The following is a 19,328-nucleotide window of genomic DNA, read 5'->3' as shown; positions in this document are numbered from 1 at the left end:
ACTATCGACCACTAGTTCCAGAGAATACCCACTCCCGGCCCGTAATTCGGACTGTAATCGAAGACATGTTGGCCCCACATGCGTTGGGTTGTCAGATCGTACCAACCGACCCCCGCCACCTGCTTACCGGTGTTCACCCAGTCGGGTCCGGGCATACCGCTCGGCGTAGAGAAGAGGTCGCCAAGTTTTGGATCATTTGCCGCGAGCTCCTTCACCCGCGCATCAAGGATGTTGCCCTTGATGGTGTTGGCCCTACTCGGACGGCGGGTGATCCTCAGGTGGTCTCTCGCGGAGAAGCCAATAACTCCCGCATCCCATTCACTGAGCGCCTGGTTGGTGTGTTCCAGGAGGCGCGCCGCGAGCGGGTCCGGATTCGAAATTTCGTTACCCTGCATATCGACGACCCTCGCCCCGCAATTGTGGACGAGAAGCGATGAGTCATCCGCGACAATGTAGTACGTGTGGGTGTTGGCGACGGTGAGGTTGTGGACGGTGGCGCGGGGGACGCTCCAGCGGTCGACAGCGCTGATCTGGACGTACGTGCCAGCGCTGGTCCGCAGCCACTGCCCGGCCTCGAGGTCGGTAGCGTCGACCCACTCGCCCAGCTCAGGCACCCAGAACGGGTGACCGTCGGTCGCGATGACCTCGGCAGTCTCGGAACCATCCGCACCGTCTGTGTCGATGGTGACCTTCACCAGCTGCTTGACGCCGTCACCGGTGACCGTCGCGGTAACCGTGTCTACCTCGGTACGACCGGTCTCCGGATCGGTGACCACCACCTCGTCACCCGGCTCGACATCCTCGATCGGCTTGGTCGATCCGTCGGCCATCAGCACCCGGGTACCCGGGACGAAGCTGTTGCCCGAGGTTTTGCAGGAGCCACCACTGGTGCCGCCGCTGCTACGTTCCGAAGCACCCGACTTGCCGCCCGGCTTCGCGTCACCCCCGCCGCCGCCCTTGCCACCGCCGCCGCCCTTGCCGCCGGCGCCGCTGGATGCGGCGGTCGACGCCTTCGGGTTGGACTTCGCCTGGGCCTGCTTCTGCTCCGGGTTACCCGTCTTCTTCGACGTGTTCGCCGCGCGATTGCTCGTCGTATTGGCCTTGTCGGCGGCTTTCTTCTTGGCCGCCTGAGCAGCCTTCTTCGCCCGCTCGATCGCCAACTTCTTGGCGTTGAGTGCCGCAGCCTCGGCCGCCCGCGCCGCCGCCAGCACCGCCTCGGCGGCACGCTTCGCGGCATGCCACGCCTGGATCGCGCTGATGGTCCGGTTGACCGCCTTGATCACCGACGGGATCTTGGCGATCTTGCCCCACGGGATCGCACCGATGATCAGGCTGCCGCACGCCCACATGTCACCGCCGAAGCAGTTGATCGCATCGTTGATCCCGATGAACTCCTTCAGCACGTACCACGCCGATTCGAGGATCACCGACACCAGGGAGCGGTTCATGTTGGCCTGCGCCTGGGCGACCATCGCCGCCGACAGACCGGCACCGGCCAGCGCCGCCGCCATCTCGGACGGGGTCAGCGACACCGACAGACCGGTCGGGTCCGAGTGCGTCACCGGGTTGTTGTGCGCGTACGTGTAGCCGTTGTTCTGCACCGGGTCCGTGAGATCCAGGACCGGGTCCGCGGAGAGGAACCGACCCACCTCCGGGTCGTACAGCCGGGCACCCAGCGGCACGAAGCCCGAGGCGTCGTCGCGTACCGCACCCAGGAAACCGAGGTTGGTCTGAAGGTTGGCGGGCGAGTTGGCGATCCGCTGGTTGCCGAACGGGTCCTGCTTGCGGATCCGCATGAGCATCTCGCCGGAGAGTGCCACCTCCGCGTACGGGCTGCCCTGGTGGTCACCGGCGAGGGCGACCAGGTTTGACGAGGTGCCGCTGCCGTACGCGTACCGCATCACCGCACCACCCGGCGCGGCGTAGGTGCGCTGCGTGTTGAGCAGCATCCCGCCGCGCTGCACCGAGACCTGGGCCTCGCCGAGGTCGAGCGTGGCCTGCTGGCCCTGCACCTTCAGCAGCCGCGTACCACCCGGCCCGTAGATGTGCCGGGTCTCGTCCTCCGCCTCCCACACCTGGGCCGGTACACCACCGGCGCAGGCGGCGAGCACGATCGGCGTGGAGTTGGCGATGGCGCCGTTCTGCACGGCCAGACAGAGCCCGGAGGCGGCGTGCTTCAACTGCCCCGTCGAGAGCCGCTCCACCTGCTGAGCGGGCGAGTTGTCGCAACGCTGGAGGCGCAGCGCCGACCCGGCGGTGTTTGCGGCCGGCTGGGCACACCAGGAGTCGAAGATCGACAGGGTGCCGAGGTTGCCGTTGTTCTGGCCCGGCGTCGGGACGAACGCCCACTTCTGCGCGATCGTGGCGTTGCAGGTGTAGAGCTGGATCGGCCGGTTCGGCTCCGCCAGGCTGGAACTCAGGTCCAGACACTTGCTGGCCAGACCCACGTACGCGGTGCGGCCCTTGCTGCCGGCTCCGGTGATCCGCTCGACCTGGCCGTCGTAGGTCCAGGAGAGTTCCTGCTGGTCACCGTTGCTGGTCGAGGTGACCGACTTGGCCTCGCCGGTCAGCTCGTACAGTCGCTTCGCCTCGGCGACGATCGCCGCGCCCTGCGGGGTGGTGTAGGTCTTGGTGACGGCGTCCAGGATGCGCGGCTGCGCCCCGCCGCCCTCCATGCCGTAGCCGTAGCCGTAGGTGGTCTCGATCGGGCCGGTGGAGGTCCGGCCGGTCAGGTCGCGCTCGACCAGCTTGGTGCGGTTGCCGAGCAGGTCGTACTCGTACTCCTGCCAGTAGCCGGTGCCGTCGGGGCCGGCAATCGCGTTGGGCGAGGCCGCGGTGCCCGGACCGGCGTCGCAGGACGTCTGACTCGTTGCCGTCCAGGCATTGCGGAGCTGGCCCAGCGGGTCGTAGGTGAAGCACTGCCGCTCCGCGATGGCGCTGGCGTGCTCCCGGATCGCGGTGACGTTGCCGGCGTTGTCGTACGAGTAGGAGCGGTTGGAGACGAGGTGAGAATCCTTGACCTCGCGGAACACCTGCTGGCGCTTGAGTTCGCCGCTGGCGTCGTCGTAGTCGGCCATGGTCCACACCCGGTACGGGTGCGCGCCCAGGGTGGAGCGCAGCACCTGGCCGTACGGCGAGTAGACCGTCTCGGAGCCGTACCAGTCCTTGCCGGAAACCGAGAGTGGCAGGCCGTCGGAGCTGTAGCGGACCAGCAGCTTCTCGCTGGGCAGCGAACCGACCGCCGGCAGCGTGGTCGACTCGGGCAGGCCGGTGTCGGTGTAGGTGTAGTCGTAGCGGTACTCCCGGTTCAGCCCCCACGTGGTGGCGATCGACTCCGGCAGCGTCAGCGTGGTCGAGGTGGGCTGGTAGTCCTGGGTGTAGCCGCCGACCGACTGGGTGTACGGCAGGCCGTCGGTGTACCGGGTCGACGTGGCCGGCAGGCCCTTGCCGCCGGGCACCGTGTCGTAGGTGTACTCGGCCAGCAGGGTGCCGCCGCTGCCGCCGAGCCGCTGCTGGGTCGGGCGGGACAGTTCGTCGTACCCGTTCCACACCGTCACGCCACGGGCGTTGGTGGTGGTCAACGGCCGGTCACGGTGGTCGTACGTCATGGTGGTGGCGCCGGTGTCCGGGTCGGTGCTCCGGGTCAGCCGGCCACGCTGGTCGTACGCCCAGGTCCACGGGACCGGGTTCGCCGAGTGGTTGGCCTGCACCAGTTGGCCACGCGAGTCGTACTCGTAGTGCATGGTGGTGAACTGGGTCCGGGCGGCGTCGGTGAAGGTGTCGACCTTCGTGGTGCGGCCCAGGGCGTCGGTCCAGATGCGGTACGAGGCCGCGCCCTGCGGGTTGATCACCGTCGAGTGCTCGAAGCCGTACTCGTAGCGGGTGGCCCGCTCCGGCCGTTCGGCACCGTTGAGCACGGGCAGTTCCTTGACCACCCGGCCGAGGCCGTCGTAGGTGTAGAGCGTGGCGTTCGGGACGTTGCCCGGGTTCTCCGGATCCTCGTACGGCACGAAGAGCCGGCCGATCGGCGAACCGTTGGCGAGGTAGGCGTTGTTGGTCTGCCAGATCTCACCGGCGGAGTTGTAGAGCGTGTCGGTGATCAGGCGACCGCCGTTGGTGGCCTCCACCTGGGTCTGCCGCTCCCGGCCCAACCCGTCGTAGATGGTGACCGAGGTCTGGATACGCCCCTCGTGCCCACGGGTGAAGGTGGTGATGTACGGCGGCTTGCGGATCTTCTCGCCGGGGTTCTCCGGATCGTCGACCACTGCCGGCAGGGCGTACTCAGCGCGGAAGTCCGGCACGGCCGTGGGCGATGGGGTGCGGCCGGCGGCCCACGCCTTGACCAGACGGCCGAGCGCGTCGTACTCGGCATGGCTGACCCGGTTGTTCGGATCGGTGGTCTTCAGGGTGACCGCGCGGCCGGGGTCCAGTTCCCGGGTCTGCTTGTGTTGCAGCGAGTTCTCCTCCGTCACCGAGTACGCCTGCCCGGTGGCGGGCGTGTAGGTGATCCGGGAGACCTTGCCGTCGGGGTCGGTACGGTTCAGCACCCGACCGATGGCGTCGAAGCTGGTGGTGCCGTCGCTCTGGTAGCCGGAGCCGTCCGCCTTCAGCGACCAGGTCTGGGTGGCCAGGCCGCGGGTGGTCGAGGCCAGAGCCGTGCCGTACGCGGCGCCGTCGTAGGCGACCCGACCGGCGGAGGAGAGCGTGCTCAGATTGGTGAAGTTGGCGGCCAGGCAGGTCGTCGGACTGGTCAGGATCTGCTTGGTCAGGCCGATGATGTTCTTGTCGGTGCGGTGGAGGTACTCGACGTCGGTGCAGGACTCGTCGCCGTTCTTGTCCACGTCGCCGAGCGATTCGATCCTCGTCGGCAGGCCGTGGTCCTCGTCGTACGTGGTCCTCGTCTCGACCACGCGAGCGTCGGCGTCGCTGGCCGAGGTCCGCGCCCACGCCTTCGACCGCGTGTCGGTTACCCGCCACGCCTTCAGCGGGCTGAGGCCGTCGTCACGGGCCCTTGAGGCAAGTTCCTTGACCGCCGGATAGGTGACGTTACGGGTGAGCCACTTGCTGTCGGCGTCGCTGGCGCTGGCGTAGCTGAGTTCCTCGGCGACGCGGCCGGCGAACGCCTCCCGGTCCTTGGCGATCTCGGTGCCGGCGGCGTCCCGCACCGATGCGGAGTCGTCCAGGCCCTGGAAGTAGCGGGTGACGGACTTGGTCCGCTGGCTGCCCAGCTCCGGCTCTTCCGGCCCGGTGAGGACGGTGACCTTGGCGAAGCCGGCGAACTGCGAGTAGGTACGCCGGGACTTCTTGGTGAACTCCTGCTCGGCGAGCTTCCAGCCGGCACCGGCGTACGCGTACTTGGTCACCGTGGAGATGGCACCGTCGATGGCCGGCAGTTCCTCGACCGACTCGACGACGTACTTGTGGAACCAGTCGATCGTGTCGTCGTTTGTCGCGTCCGGGTGCCAGTAGCTGGGGTAACAGAGCCGTTGGTTCCCCTTCAGCCCGGCGGTCGTGGTGGGCAGGCCGCTACCCGTCTTGCACTCACCCTCGGGCTTCTTGTAGGTGACGACGGTCTCGCCGCCGTACTCGTTGACGACCCGGGCGATGCGCAGCCGGGAGAAGCCGGGCCGGTTGTCGTTCTTGACCCGGTTGGGCATGTCCTCGGCGTTGTGCTCGAACCGCACCGCGTTGAGCTTGGCCGCGTCGCCACCGACGCCGTAACCGGTCCGGCTGATGGACTCCAGCCAGAGCGCGGTGTTGGGACCGGTCCGCAGCACCGGGAAGGACTGTTCGAGCTGGTACTCGTCGACCTTCTGGAGCGCGGTGGAGCCGCTGCGCCGCTGCGCGTACGTGGTGATGGTCTCCAGCCGCTTGCGGGTGAAGAAGGAGGGCCCGGCGTTCCAGCACTTGCGGCCCGCGATGCACCCGAGGTCCGCCGGGGTGTCGTACCAGATCCGGTAGTCGTCCGGGATCTTGCTGTTGAAGTTCGACTCGGAGCAGGTGAGCGAGCCCTCCGCGAAGCAGCGTTCCTTGACGTCGAACGTCACCTGGGCCAGCGGCGGGGTGGAGTAGATGTTGTTGCTGCGCTGTCCGTAGTCGATGCGGAGCAGGTAGCCGCCGCGGTCGTACTCGACCGACTTCTGGAAGTTGAAGTTCTGGGCGTAGCGGTTCTTCTCCTTGGCCCACCACAGGCTCATCGCGTTGCCGTGGATGTCCTCGACGTAGTCGAGCGACCACCGCCACGCCTGGGTGCAGACCGAGCCGGCCCAGTTGTTCGCCTTGTAGCAGTCCTCGCCGTCGTGGTTGCCGTACACCGGCACCGTGAGGACCGAGTTGGTGACCGGGTCGCCGCTGGACCAGCCGGGCAGGCGGTGCCGGCCGAAGTGGTACCGGGTGCCGTCCTTCGTGGTGACGACCCAGTACTCGCCGTCCTTGTCACCGTTGGCGAGCGTCGCGTCCTTGCGCAGCTCGACCTTTGACCCGTCACCGTTGGCGGTGGTCCAGGTGCCGGTGATGTCGTCGCGGACCAGCTCGGTGGTCATTCCGCCGAGCGAGAGGGTGGCGTTCTCGGAGCCCCAGCACAGATCTGCGGTGCGGTGCTCCTTGTTGTTCGAACCCGCCTTCTTGGAGTCCTGGCGGCAGTTGGCGTAGGTGCGGGTGATCGCGCCGGCCGCGTAGTCCCAGCCGTCGCCGATCCAGGAGGCCTGGTTGTTCGTGGCCGAGGTGCGCCCGTCCACCGACTGCGACGAGTAGCCCAGCGCCACCTTCGGCATCAGGCCACCGGCGGTCTCGGGCACCTGCACCTGGTACGAGTAGGTGAACGCGCCGGACGAGGAGCCCGCCGCCCAGGAGCCCGAGAAGAGCAGCGGAGTGGCGGTGAAGTCGCCGGACGCCGACGCGCCGGTGTCCAGCACGCCGACCACGTTGCCGCCCGCGCTGGTCGCCTGGGCGTCCACCCCGGACCGACCGGCGGTGCCGGGCTCGACGCCGAACAGCGGGCCGACCGGCACGGTGCTGGTGACCACCCGGCGGGCCGGGGCGTCCTCGTCCACTCCGGCGACGCGGGCGGAGCGGGCACCGGCACCGGTGACCGGGACCAACTCCACCTCACTCGGCACCGCCTGAGCGCCGAGCGTCTGGGGCTCCGGGTCGTCTTCGATGACGGCGCAGTCTCCGCCGTCCGGGTCGTCGAAGACACAGTCCGGCAGGAGCATGACGCCGAACCGGTCGGCGGCCTGCGGGCCGTACAGGTCGGCGAAGTCCGTGTAGTCCACGTTCAGCGCGACCTCGGCGGCCGGGTCGGCGGTGGCCGGCGGGGTGACCTTCATGATCAACCCGGACACACCGGCGTCCTGGGACGCCTCGGGGGCGGCCAGGTCGACGGTCCAGGTGCCGGCGAGGGCCGCCGCGTCGCCGCCCTCCGGCACGCCGAGGGCGACCGGCAGGTCGTCGACCGGGAGGGCCTCGCCGGGCGCCAGCCCGGTCAGGTCCACGCTCCCGGTGCCCTGCTGCCATGCGTCGACGGCCGCCGGCTCGTAGGGCTCGACCGGCTCCGGCTCGTCGGTGAGCAGGTCCGTGACCGCCTGCTCGTTCGGGTCGACCTGGTCGACCTCCGGGATATCCGGCAGGTCGATGTCCACCCGGCTCATGCCGGGCGCGGGGATCGCGAACGCGGCGGCGGGCAGGCTCGTCACCGCCATGACCGTGGACAGCGTCAGAACGAACGCCGTACGGGTGGGGCGCACCCACCGCCGGGCCAGCAAACCGGTACCACGCATGCGCGTCGACTCCCACCCAGGCGCGAAGACGAAAGAGGAAGGTGCGGAAAACCGCGAGTAGCACGCGCCGGTTCGGCACGTGCGTGAGCACTGTCCGGCAGCGCCGACCACAACTCAAGGTCACCGAAAGTGATCTCAACAAAGTTCAAGTGATCCTCGTCACTCAACTTTCGCCACAGTGGATCATCGATCAACACGAAGATCACCAAAACGCGCGTTCAGGCCACGGCCGGACAAGTTACATCGACAAATCGTCATACATGAGCTGCAATCTCGGCATTCTGCGCGTTGTTCGCCGAGTGAAGGTCACGAATTCATCACATTGACGGGATGGACGGGGCGCCCTGTCGGCATGCGATCGTGTGCCCGCGTTTCTGCCCCGCGGCCCGCCGGAGGGGCTGTTTCCGCGCCTATCCCTGTCCGCCCGGCCCCACGGGAGTAGCCCGCCGTGACCGTGCCTCGCCTGATCAGCCCGCTTGTGCGTACTCGCACCAGGCTGACCCTCACCGGCGTCCTGTTGGCCGCACTCACCGCCGCCCTGCTGCCAGGGTGGCCCGGAGCCGAACCACGGCAGGCGGTCGTCGCCGCCCCGCCGCCTGCCCCACGCGACGAGATCATGGCCCGCGACGAAGCCCGCCGCACCGGCAACGAGGTGCTCGTGGAGACCGCCACCACGGCCACCACGATGACCTGGGCCCTGCCCACCGGCCAGCTGCGCACCACGATCCACGCCACCCCACAGCGGGTACGGGACGACGCGGGCCGCTGGGTACCTGTCGACAACACGCTTACCCACGTCACCGACGGCCACGACGGACTCCACATCCGCCCGGTCAATCCGCCGGCACCGGTGCGCCTCTTCGGCGGCACCCCCGGCGATACCGGAGACAGCGGCGGCAGCGGCGGCAGCGGCGGCACCGGCGGTAGCGGGGGTGCCGGCGAGACCGTGCTCGCCGAGCTGGAACTCGACGGCCACACCATCGCGTACACCTGGCCCGGTCCGCTGCCGCAGCCGGTGCTGGACGGCCCCCGCGCGCTCTACCCCGAGGTGCTGGCCGGCGTGGACCTGCTGGTGGTGGTCCGTGACGACGGCGCCGTCGCCCAGCTCCTGATCGTCAAGAACCGGGCCGCCGCCGCCGCGCCGGCCGTCCAGGCCCTGGAGTACGGGCTGCGCTCCGAGACGCTGCACTTCCGTCGCGACGCGACCACCGGTGGCGTACAGGCGCTGGACCCGGCCAGCGGCACCGAGGTCGGCACGATTCCCACCCCGTTCGCCTGGGACTCCGCCGGCCGCGACCCGGAGGCTCCCGAGGCCGGGCCGCGTACCGCCGTGGACACCCCCGCCGACGTGCTGCGGCTCTCCGGCCTCGCCGGCAGCGAACCGGGCGCGCGGCACGCGCAGATCCCGACCCGGCTCGACGGCACGGGCACCGGCAACGCGCGGCTGCACCTGGACGCCGCCGCGACCGGCCTGCTCACCGACGACGAGACCCTCTTCCCGGTCTTCCTCGATCCGACGCTGAAGAGTGGCCGCCAGGCCTGGGCCACCGTCTACAAGCAGCACCCGAACACGAACACCTGGAACGGCACCAACTTCAACTCGGGCACCACCGACGCCCGGGTGGGCTACGAGCAGCAGACGCCGCTGACCGCCCGCTCCTTCTGGCGGATGGGGTTCAGCACCACCATGAAGGGCGCCGACGTCAGCTCGGCCAGTTTCAAGGTGTACAACAACCACTCCTGGAACTGCACGGCCCGCCAGATGGAGCTGTGGCAGACCGCCGCCATCTCCTCCGGCACCACCTGGAACAAGCAGCCGACGTGGCAGGTCTCGCAGGACAAGAAGTCCTTCGCGTACGGCTACAACACCAACTGCAACGAGGACTACGCCTCCTTCAACGTCCAGAAGGCAGCCCAGGCCGCCGCCAACGCCGGTGCCTCGAACGTCACCCTGGGCATGCGGGCCACAAGCGAATCCGACACCCTCACCTGGCGCAAGTTCCAGATCAGCAAGTCAGAGCTGTCGGTCACCTACAACCAGCCGCCGGGGGAGCCGACGAACGGCAAGACCTCCCCCGGTGGGAACTGCGTGGCCGCACCCGGCAGCGTCACGGTGGCCCGGACCAACCTGGTCATCTCCGCCAAGGCGGTCGACAAGGACGGCAACCTGAAGTCGCTGCGGTTCCGCTTCTGGAAGACCGGTGCCACCGTGCCGTCGGGCACCCTGCGCACCCCCGACAGCACCGGCCTGGCCAGCCTGACCATCCCCGCCGCGGAGCTGGAGGACCAGGCCACCTACTCGTGGGACGTACGGGCCGAGGACGAGGTCGGCGCCGTGTCGAGCTACTTCCCGCCGGGTAGCGAACCGTGCCGGGTCAAGATCGACGCCACGGCGCCACCGGCTCCGGACGTGAGCAGCGATGTCTGGCTGGAGGCCACCGAGGATGGCGCCACCTGGGCGACCGTGGACTTCGGCGGGACCGGGGCCATCCGGTTCAGCGCCACCGGGGCGGTCCGGTTCACCTACTCCTTCGAGAGCATCGCCACCGAGTCCGTGAATGCCACCAACGGCGTGGCCACGGTGCCCAACCTGAGGCCGCGGCACGCCGGCCCCACCACCCTTCAGGTGTACGCCTACGACGCGGTCGGCAACCGCAGCGCCCGGACCGACTACTCGTTCTACGTGCCGCCCCGCGCCTCCGGCGACGGCCCCGGCGACGTCACCGGTGACGGAGTTCCGGACCTGATCCTCGTGGACAACAACGGGAATCTGCGCAGCTACGCGGGCGACCGCCCGGCGGAAGGGACCGGGCCCGACAACGGTGAGCTGTACGGCTGGGTGTACGCCTCGTACGACAACGCCGGCACCCTGAACCCGCCCGGTCACTGGTGGAACCCGACCACCGGCAAGGCCGCGTTGATCACCAAGCACTCCGACGCGTACCCGGGCGACGGCATCACCGACCTGTTCGCCCGTACGCCCGACGGCGGATTCTGGCTCTACCCCGGCGACGGGTACGGCAGCTTCAACGTCGACAAGCGGCTACGCATCATGCTGCCGGCCAACGCGCCGAACCCGTCGACCTGGACGCAGATCAAGGCGCTCGGCGACATCACCGGCGACAAGCGGCCCGACCTGGCGCTGCGCTCCGGCGCGGAGTTCTGGGTACTGTCCGGCTACACCGGGGCCGCCTTCACGGAGGCGACCCTGATGAACCACGACGCCTGGGCCCGCCGCGACGTGATCAACATCATCGACATCGATCTGGACGGCACGCCCGACCTGCTCTGGCGCAACCTGGACGCCGGCACCATGTACATCCGGCACGGCCGGCCGGGCGCGGTCGCCGGCAGCGTCGACCTGAACTCGCTGAAACTCGCCGCCAACAGTCGCGACGGCGACGTCTCCTACGGCACGAACTGGACCGAGGCGAGTATCGGCGTCGTCGTCAGCATCCCCGACGTCAACCGCGACGGGATCCCCGACATGTGGGTCCGTTACGAGTCGAACGGGAACATGCACATCTACCACCCGACCAAGACCAACACCGGACAGTCGAAGAAGGTCGTCCTCTCCGCCAACTGGCGGCTCTACCACGCCTTCGGCTGAACCACCCCGCCCCGACGACGGGCTGACCCGGCGACGGGCCTGAGCAGTGCTTCCCTGCCCAGGCCCGTCGCCAGGTGCTACCCGGCGCTCAGGCTCCCGACCCGGTCCACCACAGCGCGGCGGCGACCTGCGGGTACAGGCCCTCGGGGTGGGCGCGGAAGAGCGGCTCGGTGCCGAACAGGGTCACCTTCGCGCCCTTCGCCTCGCCGCTGACCACCACCGCGTGTCCGGCGGCGGCCTCCTGGCCACCCCAGTGGCCCGCGAGGAAGAAGTCCTCGCCGGCCAGGCGCTGGTCGACGCGTACGCCGTCACCGACTCGGGTGAAGTACTGCGGCGCGTCGACGAACGCGGTGGGCAGCGCGTCAGCGGTGATCGGCGAGCCTGGCGTGTTCACCACCTTGACGATGCCGTTCGCGTCGGCACGACCCGCCGCGATCGTCACGTCGAGCAGCCCGGCCCGGTCGTTGAACTGCTTCCCGCTCGCACCGCGTCCCACCACGGTGCCCCCGTCCGCCAGCCACCGGTCGAACGCGGCGCGCTGCGTGGCGTCCAGACTCAGCGGGTTGAACGCCGTCGTCGAGACGAAGAAGGCGTCGAAATCGGCGAAGGACAGGGTGCGGTTGTTGAACGCGGTGTGCGTCACGGAGATCGGGTCGAAGCCCATCTGCCGCAGCGCGAAGATCTCACCCGCGTTGGCCGCGACACCGAGCCGGGTCCTCGACACCGGCGTGGCGGTGCGTACCTGCGGCGGGGTGAGCTTGGTGAACTCGACCCCGTACGCCTCGGCGATGGGCCGCACGACGGGCACGTCGCCCGGCACCACGAAGATGCCGTCGGCCGTGCGGGACACCGGCACCCCGTCGGCGAGCAACCGGTTGACGGCCTGGATGCCCGCCACCGAGTCGGCGACCAGGCCGTAGTTCGCCTGCCTGCCCGGCGCCACGACACCGGTGGCCCGGGCCTCGGTCACCGGCCGCAGCGCCTGGCTGTCCAGGCTGACGTCCGCGCTGACCCGCTGCACCGTCGCGCCCCAGAGGTGACCGTGGCTCCAGGCCGAGATGTCGTACATCGCGTCGAAGTCGTTTGTCACGTCCCGCCCTACTTCGAGCAGGGCGCTGGCCAGGCCCCGCTTGGGCTGCCGCATGTCCACGACGTAGGTGCCGGCCTCGTAATGCGTGCCGCCCAGCTTGACCGGCCGCCAGGCACGGTGGACCTTCAGGTCGTTGTCGAGCATGAACTGCACCAGCCGGGCCGCCGAGGTGGTGCTGCGCTGGTCCGTGCCGGCTGGGATGACGTACGCCCGGGCGAAGTCCTGAAGGTGCGTCTTGGCGTTGTCCCCACGGGCCAGCGAGATCGCCAGCGGGTCGCCGATCGGTCGGGTCGACTCGCCGTCGACGCCCCGCCGGAACCATTCGAGCTGGTTGGCGAGCAACTCCGCCCGGTTCTCGGTGGCGTAGCCGAGGTTCCCCTTGATCGACGCCACCGCGACTGCGGTGTTGATCCGGGTCCGCTCGTGCCGTTCCGTCACGGTCAGGTTGCCGCGCGGGTTGAGCGGCACCTCGACGGTGTGACCGATGGTGCCGTGGTACATCGAGTACATCGGCGTGAAGATCGGCGGCCAGTCGTCCCAGCCCTGGGTCCGGTCCCGGAACGGGATGTCGTTGCGCCGGGTGCCGTCCTGGTTCTGGCAGCTGGCGCGGTTCTCGCCGGTGGCGAGAACGGCCTGCTCCATGGCCAGCGCGTTGCGCAGCGCGTGCTTGATGTAGAGGTCGTACTCGTAGTTGTCACCGTGCGGGCCGGTGGTCGGCTCGATAAGCGTGCAGGACACGTACCCGTGGATGTCCAACATGGTAAGTGGGCTGTAGCGGACCAGCTGCGCACGCACGGCACGGACCTCGGGCTGGGACGCCGTGATGTAGTCCCGGTTCATGTCGAAGCCGTTGGCGTTGGCCCGGGTCGCCGCCACCCGACCGTCCGGGTTGTTGGTGATCACGAAGGCGATCACGTGCTTGTTGAGCATGTCCACGACCGCCGGATCGGTGGAGAAGGCCAGCTCCTGCAACACCTGGAGGCTGGCGTCGGTGCCTTCCCACTCGTTGCCGTGGATGTTGTTGTTGATGAACAGCGGGGTGCGCCAGTCGGCGTACCCGCCGGCAGCGAGCGTGGCCCGGGCCGCGTGCGGATCGCTGAACCGCAGGTCCGACAGCTGCTGCCAGCTCTTCCACTTGGCGTCGCTCATCGGCGCGGTCGCCACCACCAGGTGCAGGTCGCGGCCGAGCACGGATTGCCCGATGACCTCGACGCTGATCCGGTCGCTGCGCTGAAGGTCGCGCAGGGCGGGCGGGATGTCGTGGTACGGAATGAGGTTGTACGCGATCGACGCGTCGGTCAGCTCCACCGGCGCGTCGGCGATGACATCGTTCCGTGGCTTGCCCGGCAGCTTCGCCGACGGCACCGGCTGGCTGGGCTGCCGGCCGGGGGCATCGGCGGAGCGGCCTCGCTGGCCGGGCCCGACGCCGAAGGGTAGGTCGGTGTCGGATGGCCCTCGCGGCGACGCGGCGGCCGAATCGGCGCTGTCCGGGTCGGCCGGCGCCGCGACGGCGGCGGGTGCCGGTCCGAACAGGAGTACGCCGGCAAGTAGGGCTAACACTGATCGTCGTAGGGTCACGCAGGTACCTCGCTTCGAGGGACAGGGCGCCAGGTGGCGACTCTTGATCGCCAAGGCGACGATGATTGGCTGTTCTACCAGCCAGGACAGTGCAAGTCGATAGCCTGCGTACTGTGCCGACCAGGCGGCCACTCGCCCGGTGGCCCGGTCGGGCCCGGTGAGCCGGGGCACGGTTGCCAGGGCGGACGACGGGGAACAGAAGCTGGATGAGTGGTGCGTGGCAACGAACGAGGCGGATCATCCGAGCCGCCTTTCGGCCGGTACGCGGTCGGGATCTGTCGCTGCACGCCGCCGCGATCACGTTCTACGGGGCGATCGCCGTGGTGCCGGTGGCCCTGCTGGCGATCTGGCTGACCACCCTGGTGGCCGGCGCGGAGCGGGTCCACCGGCTCGCCGGGTACGCCATCACCGCCCTGCCGGACGCGATCGGCGCGCCCGCGGCGGTGGCCGCCCTGGTCGAGGCCGGGGTCGACCTGACGCCGTGGCTGGCGCTGGCCGCCGTGCTGCCGGCGTCGCTGTACGGCGAAGGGCTGCGTCGGGCGTTCGTGTCGGTTGCGGCACCCCGCAGCGACGAGCACCTGGTCGGCTGGCGGGGGCGGTTGCTGCTGCTGCCGCTGCTCGCCCCCGCCCCGGCCCTGCTGCTGGCGATCCTGCTGGCCCTACCGACCACCACCGGGCTGGTCAGCCGCGGCGGCTGGGTGGGCGTGCTCGGGGTGGTGCTCTCCTTCCTGGCGGTGTGGCTGGTGCTCACCCCGGTGCTGCTCTGGGTGTTCCGGGTGGTGGGCCCGGCCTCGCCGGACTGGCTCTCGGCACTCGGCGTCGGCTCGTTCACCGCGGCGAACCTCTCCGGATTCCTGCACGGCTTCGTCCTGTTCGCCTCGCTCCCGCTCGACCTCGGGGTGCCCTTCGGTGGCCTGACCGAGGTGGGTGGTGCGGTGGCCGTCCTCCTCTGGCTCTACCTCTTCCACGTGATCGTGTTGGCCGGCTACTCGGCCACCCTCGCGCTCGCCGGTTGGCGTGACCGTCGTGCGCGCCGCACCGACCCGGTCACCGCCTAGCCGGCACCGCCGGAGCCGGTGTGGTCGCTCGCGCGGCCGTCCGCCTCGGTACTGCGCCACCGCCCCGGCCCGTCGATACTGGTCCCTTGCGCACGGAACCCCTCCGTGCGGCTGCACACATGTCGACGACGCACCCCAAGAGGAGTAGTTGGATGACGGACACTTCCGCACCCGCCGTGCCTGCGCGTAAGCCCCTCGGCTCCACCGTACGACTGCTGTCGATCCTGGTGATCGTCGCTGGCCTGGTCATGCTGGCCGCCGGTGCGACCACCTGGTTCGTCGTGCAGAGCCAGCTCGCCGACGAACGAATCACCGTCTCCGAAGACGCCGACCGGTTCGCCGGCAAGCCGATCAAGGGCCCGTTCACCGCGTACGCGGAGGCAGAGGTCATCGAGAAGCACTCGCTGGAGGCCAGCGGCGGCAAGACCTACGCCGAACTCGACCGCGAGGACCCCACCCGGCAGGTCGTGATGACCGGCTCGTTCCTGCGCGCGTCCCTGTTCACCTCGGTGGTGTCCTTCGGCGTCGCCGCCATGGCGATGGGCCTCGGGGTGATCCTCGCGTTGGTCGGCTACGCCCTGCTGGCCGTCTCCCGTCAGCTCGACGCCGGCCCGCCGGCATCCTCGGGCAACGCCTGACCGACAAGCGGCCGGCCACGACGCCCCGGCGTTTGTGGCCGGCCGCCTCGAACCGGGTTGACCGGGCCGGCCGCGGGTTAGGGTGCGGAGATGACGGGTGCTGAGTTGCCGGGCCGGGCCGACGTGGTGGTGATCGGCTCGGGACACAACGGGTTGGTCTCGGCGATCCTGCTGGCTCGGGCCGGGCTGGACGTGCTGGTGCTGGAGGCGGCCGACGTGATCGGCGGGGCCACCCGCACCGAGAACCCGTTCCCCAAGGTGCCCGAGCTGCGTCACTCGACCGGCTCGTACCTGCTCGGGCTGATGCCCCCGGAACTGCTCGCCACGCTCGACGTACGCATCCCGGTGCTGCGCCGCGACCCGCACTACTTCCTGCCCACCCCGGGCGGCGTCGGATCGCCGTACCTGCTGTTCGGCACCGACACCGCGGCCACCCGCGCGCAACTGGCCGAGTTCTTCTCCCCGGCCGACGTGGCGGCCGACGACGCGATGCAGGCCGAGCTGGCCGAGCTGCGCGAGGACCTCGCCCCGGCCTGGCTGGCCGAGCCGCTGCCGGTGGAGCAGACCGCCGACCGTTACCTGCGGCCCGCGCTGCGTGAGGTCTTCGTCGACCTGGTACACGGCTCGGTCGCCGACTACCTGGCCCGCTTCGAGTTCCGCTCCGAGCTGCTGGTCAGCATGTACGCCGTCACCGACGGGCTGTCCGGGCTCAACGCCGGGCCGGACGACCCGGGCACCGGGCACAACTTCCTGGTGCACAACATGTGCCGGCTGCCCGGCTCGGGCGGCACCTGGATGATCGCCGAAGGCGGCATGGGCACGGTGTCGCGCACCTTCGCCGACGCGGCCCGTGCCGCCGGCGCCCGGATCGTCACCGGCGCGCGGGTCACCGCGATCACCCTCGACGGCGGCGCGGCCTCCGGCGTCGTGTTGTCCGACGGGCGCGAGGTCGCCGCCGAGGTGGTGCTCGGCGCCTGTGACCCGTACCGGCTGATCGAGCTGCTGCCCGACGGCGCGCTGCCGACCACGCTCACCGGGCGGATGGCGGCGGTCCGGCGAACCGGCACCACCCTCAAACTCAACCTGGCGCTGCGCGGGCTGCCCCGCTTCTCCTGCCTGCCGGCGGGCGCACCGAGCCCGTTCGGCTCGACCATCCACCTGCTGCCCGGCTCGGCGTCGCTTACCGGCGGCGGTGCCGAGTCACCGATGGCGGCGCTGCGGGCGATGTGGGCCGACGTCCGTGCCGGGCGGCTGCCGGCGGAGCCCACAATCGAGTGGTACCTGCACACCACCGTCGACCCGTCGCTGGCCGACCCGGCCGGGCACCACTCGTCGGCGCTGTTCGTCCAGTCGGTGCCCTACGAACTCGCCGACACCAGCTGGGACGCGGCGCTGCCCGGCTACGTCGAGCAGCTGGTGGCGATCTGCGAACGGTACGCCCCGGGCACCGGCGACCTGATCGCCGACGCCGTGCCACTGCCGCCACCCGGCATCGAGGCGCACTTCGGCATCACCGGCGGGCACATCCACCACGTCGACAACACCGTCTCGTTCACCGACCGGATGCCGTACGCCACCGGCATCGACGGCGTGTACGCGGGCAGCGCCGGCTGCCACCCGGCGGGCAGCGTCATCGGCGCCGCCGGCCACAACGCCGCCCGCCGCATCCTTCAGGACCTAAGGAAGGGCCCCCTATTAACGCCTCGTGTATAGGAAGGGCCCCTTCTTAACAGCCAGAGCTCAGCTCGACCGGTCGACGGTCTCCGGGACGGGGGTTTCCTCGCCGACGCGGTGTGCGCGGATCTTGTGGCCGACACTGGTCAGGCAGCGCCCGCTGGGCAGGTCGAAGCGCCAGCCGTGCAGCTGGCAGGTGAGCTGGTCCCCCTCGACGATGCCGAACCGGCTCAGATCCGCCTTCAGGTGTGGGCAGCGTCGCTGCACCGTCCAGTCGCCGATGGTGATGTCCTCGGCGTCGACCGCCCGCTCGTGCTCGTCGTACCAGCCCTCGGCGTACTGGAGGCGCTCGGTGGAAAGGCACTTGAAAAAGGCGTACACGAACTCGTTGTACTGGCCGATCCGGGCCGCCGAGAAGCGGCAGGAGAGGAAGAGCGAGTTGACCCAGTCCACCTCACCGATGTGCAGCAGGTGTTCGACAAGCGCCCGCTCGGTCCGGAACCGGTAGCGCACCTTCTCGTCGGCGTACGACCGCACCTGCTTGCCCGGGAAGTCCACCACGATCGACTCGATGCTCTCGCCGTCGTAACCGACCAGGTCGAAGCGGACCGGACCGCCGACCCCCTTGGCCAGGTAGATCGACTCGTCGAGCAGTGGCTCGATCCGCTGCTTCAGCTCCTTCAGCACGTCGATCTCAGGGTGCCGCCAGGATGCCTTCTCCGCCTCAATGATCGGCCGCTTGCGCTCGCGCATCTCCTCCAGATGCGCGACCTTGTTGGCGAAGAACTCCGCCACCGGCTGCGGGTGGGTCGTCGTCGCCCCGGAGGTGGTGACCTCGGCGACGCTGCCGGGCAGCAGCACGATGCCGTTGGTCCCACCGACCTTGGCGTACTCGGCCAGGAAGACCGACTGATCGGGGAAGATGTTCCCCTCGTCGCCGAAGATGTCGTTGAACTGCCACAACTCGTCGTCGAGGAAGCAGGGCGGGCCGGCGATCGGGAAGACGTGGTCGGCCTTCAGGTCGTCGATGTAGCGCCAGGTACGGTCGAACTGCCGATCGCGCTTCTGCTTGCCGAACGCGGTCTTCGCCGCCTGCGGCAGCTCGTAGACCATCGGGTACCAGATCGCGCCGGAGAACTGGAGCATGTGCGCGTGCACGTGGCCCAACTCGGCGAAGACGCTCAGGTCGGTCGGGCGGGCGTCGTTCTGGTTGAGCAGGCGGACGCCGTCGTACTCCACCCAGAGCGAGGAGTCGCCGATCGGGCCGTCGGTCGGGCTGGTCAACGCCTGGATCATGATCTTCAGGCCGCCGTCCAGCTCGACGACCTCCTCGTTGCGGGTCTTCAGGAACTTCGTGAAGCCCAGCTCGCGGAACTCGTCCTCCATCTCCGAGGTGGGGAACTCGGGCAGCAGCACGGTGGCCTTCTTCGACACGTACCGCTTCAGGTGCGCCGCGTCGAAGTGGTCCCGGTGCAGGTGGGAGACGTACAGGTAGTCGACGTCACCGAGCGCCTCCCAGTCGAGCTGGGAGTTGTCCGGGAACGGGAACCAGGAGGCGAAGTAGGCCGGGTTGACCCACGGGTCGCAGAGGATGCTGCCCGCAGCCGTGTCGATCCGCATGCTCGCGTGCCCGGTACCGGTCACTCGCACCGCAGTTCCCCCTCATCAAGACAATCAAGGCGTACGCCAGAACGCTACCGGAGGCAGTGTGGTCGCCGTTCCGCGACGCCGGTAGTCCCCTCCGGCCCGCCTGAACAGGTCGATCGGCCCGGGTGGTCAGGGGCTCGACCGGCAGCGGTGAACCCCGCCGGCTGGCATCGCTTTTCCTTGATCGGCCGGACCCTGCGCCAGGGCCGGTACGGGGCGTGCCAGACTAACCGGAGATCCGATCGCGAGGGAAGG

The 19,328-nt window shown here is 69.5% G+C and carries 7 protein-coding genes; 4 read left to right on the top strand and 3 right to left on the bottom strand.

The window, feature by feature from the left end:
* Window positions 1-11: 11 nt before the first annotated feature.
* Window positions 12-7,778, bottom strand: coding sequence for a ricin-type beta-trefoil lectin domain protein (locus tag QQG74_RS07565; RefSeq protein WP_341719572.1), 7,767 nt, complete (start codon window positions 7,776-7,778; stop codon window positions 12-14).
* Between the two features lie 448 nt (window positions 7,779-8,226).
* Between QQG74_RS07565 and QQG74_RS07560 the strand changes: the two genes are divergently transcribed.
* A complete protein-coding gene (locus tag QQG74_RS07560; RefSeq protein ID WP_341719571.1) occupies window positions 8,227-11,388 on the top strand; it encodes a DNRLRE domain-containing protein in 3,162 nt (1,053 codons plus the stop codon).
* Window positions 11,389-11,476: 88 nt separating this feature from the next.
* Here QQG74_RS07560 and QQG74_RS07555 read toward each other — a convergent pair whose 3' ends face one another.
* A complete protein-coding gene (locus tag QQG74_RS07555) occupies window positions 11,477-14,038 on the bottom strand; it encodes a M14 family metallopeptidase (RefSeq protein WP_341719570.1) in 2,562 nt (853 codons plus the stop codon).
* Window positions 14,039-14,262: 224 nt separating this feature from the next.
* Between QQG74_RS07555 and QQG74_RS07550 the strand changes: the two genes are divergently transcribed.
* The 3 genes from QQG74_RS07550 (at window position 14,263) to QQG74_RS07540 (ending at window position 17,465) form a co-directional block, all read left to right on the top strand.
* Window positions 14,263-15,114: a YhjD/YihY/BrkB family envelope integrity protein gene (locus QQG74_RS07550; protein ID WP_341719569.1), complete on the top strand. Its 852-nt coding sequence runs from the start codon at window positions 14,263-14,265 to the stop codon at window positions 15,112-15,114.
* A 152-nt stretch (window positions 15,115-15,266) separates the two neighbouring features.
* Window positions 15,267-15,752 carry an aromatic ring-opening dioxygenase LigA gene (locus tag QQG74_RS07545; RefSeq protein ID WP_341719568.1) on the top strand — a complete coding sequence of 162 codons (486 nt, stop codon included), beginning with the start codon at window positions 15,267-15,269 and terminating at the stop codon, window positions 15,750-15,752.
* 90 nt (window positions 15,753-15,842) lie between these two features.
* Window positions 15,843-17,465 (top strand): NAD(P)/FAD-dependent oxidoreductase, encoded by a 1,623-nt coding sequence (locus tag QQG74_RS07540; RefSeq protein WP_341719567.1) that lies wholly within the window; start codon window positions 15,843-15,845, stop codon window positions 17,463-17,465.
* 27 nt (window positions 17,466-17,492) lie between these two features.
* Here the strand turns inward: QQG74_RS07540 and QQG74_RS07535 are convergent, their stop codons facing one another.
* Window positions 17,493-19,076: a Rieske 2Fe-2S domain-containing protein gene (locus QQG74_RS07535; protein ID WP_341719566.1), complete on the bottom strand. Its 1,584-nt coding sequence runs from the start codon at window positions 19,074-19,076 to the stop codon at window positions 17,493-17,495.
* Window positions 19,077-19,328: the final 252 nt, after the last annotated feature.

Source organism: Micromonospora sp. FIMYZ51, assembly GCF_038246755.1.
Lineage (GTDB): Bacteria > Actinomycetota > Actinomycetes > Mycobacteriales > Micromonosporaceae > Micromonospora.
This window is presented reverse-complemented; position numbering and strand designations above follow the sequence as displayed.

Bases quoted from the DNA above. Each gene is read 5' to 3' on its own strand.
- QQG74_RS07540 (WP_341719567.1), top strand. From the start codon at position 15,843: ATGACGGGTGCTGAGTTGCCGGGCCGGGCCGACGTGGTGGTGATCGGC.
- QQG74_RS07565 (WP_341719572.1), bottom strand. From the start codon at position 7,778: ATGCGTGGTACCGGTTTGCTGGCCCGGCGGTGGGTGCGCCCCACCCGT.
- QQG74_RS07545 (WP_341719568.1), top strand. From the start codon at position 15,267: ATGACGGACACTTCCGCACCCGCCGTGCCTGCGCGTAAGCCCCTCGGC.
- QQG74_RS07550 (WP_341719569.1), top strand. From the start codon at position 14,263: ATGAGTGGTGCGTGGCAACGAACGAGGCGGATCATCCGAGCCGCCTTT.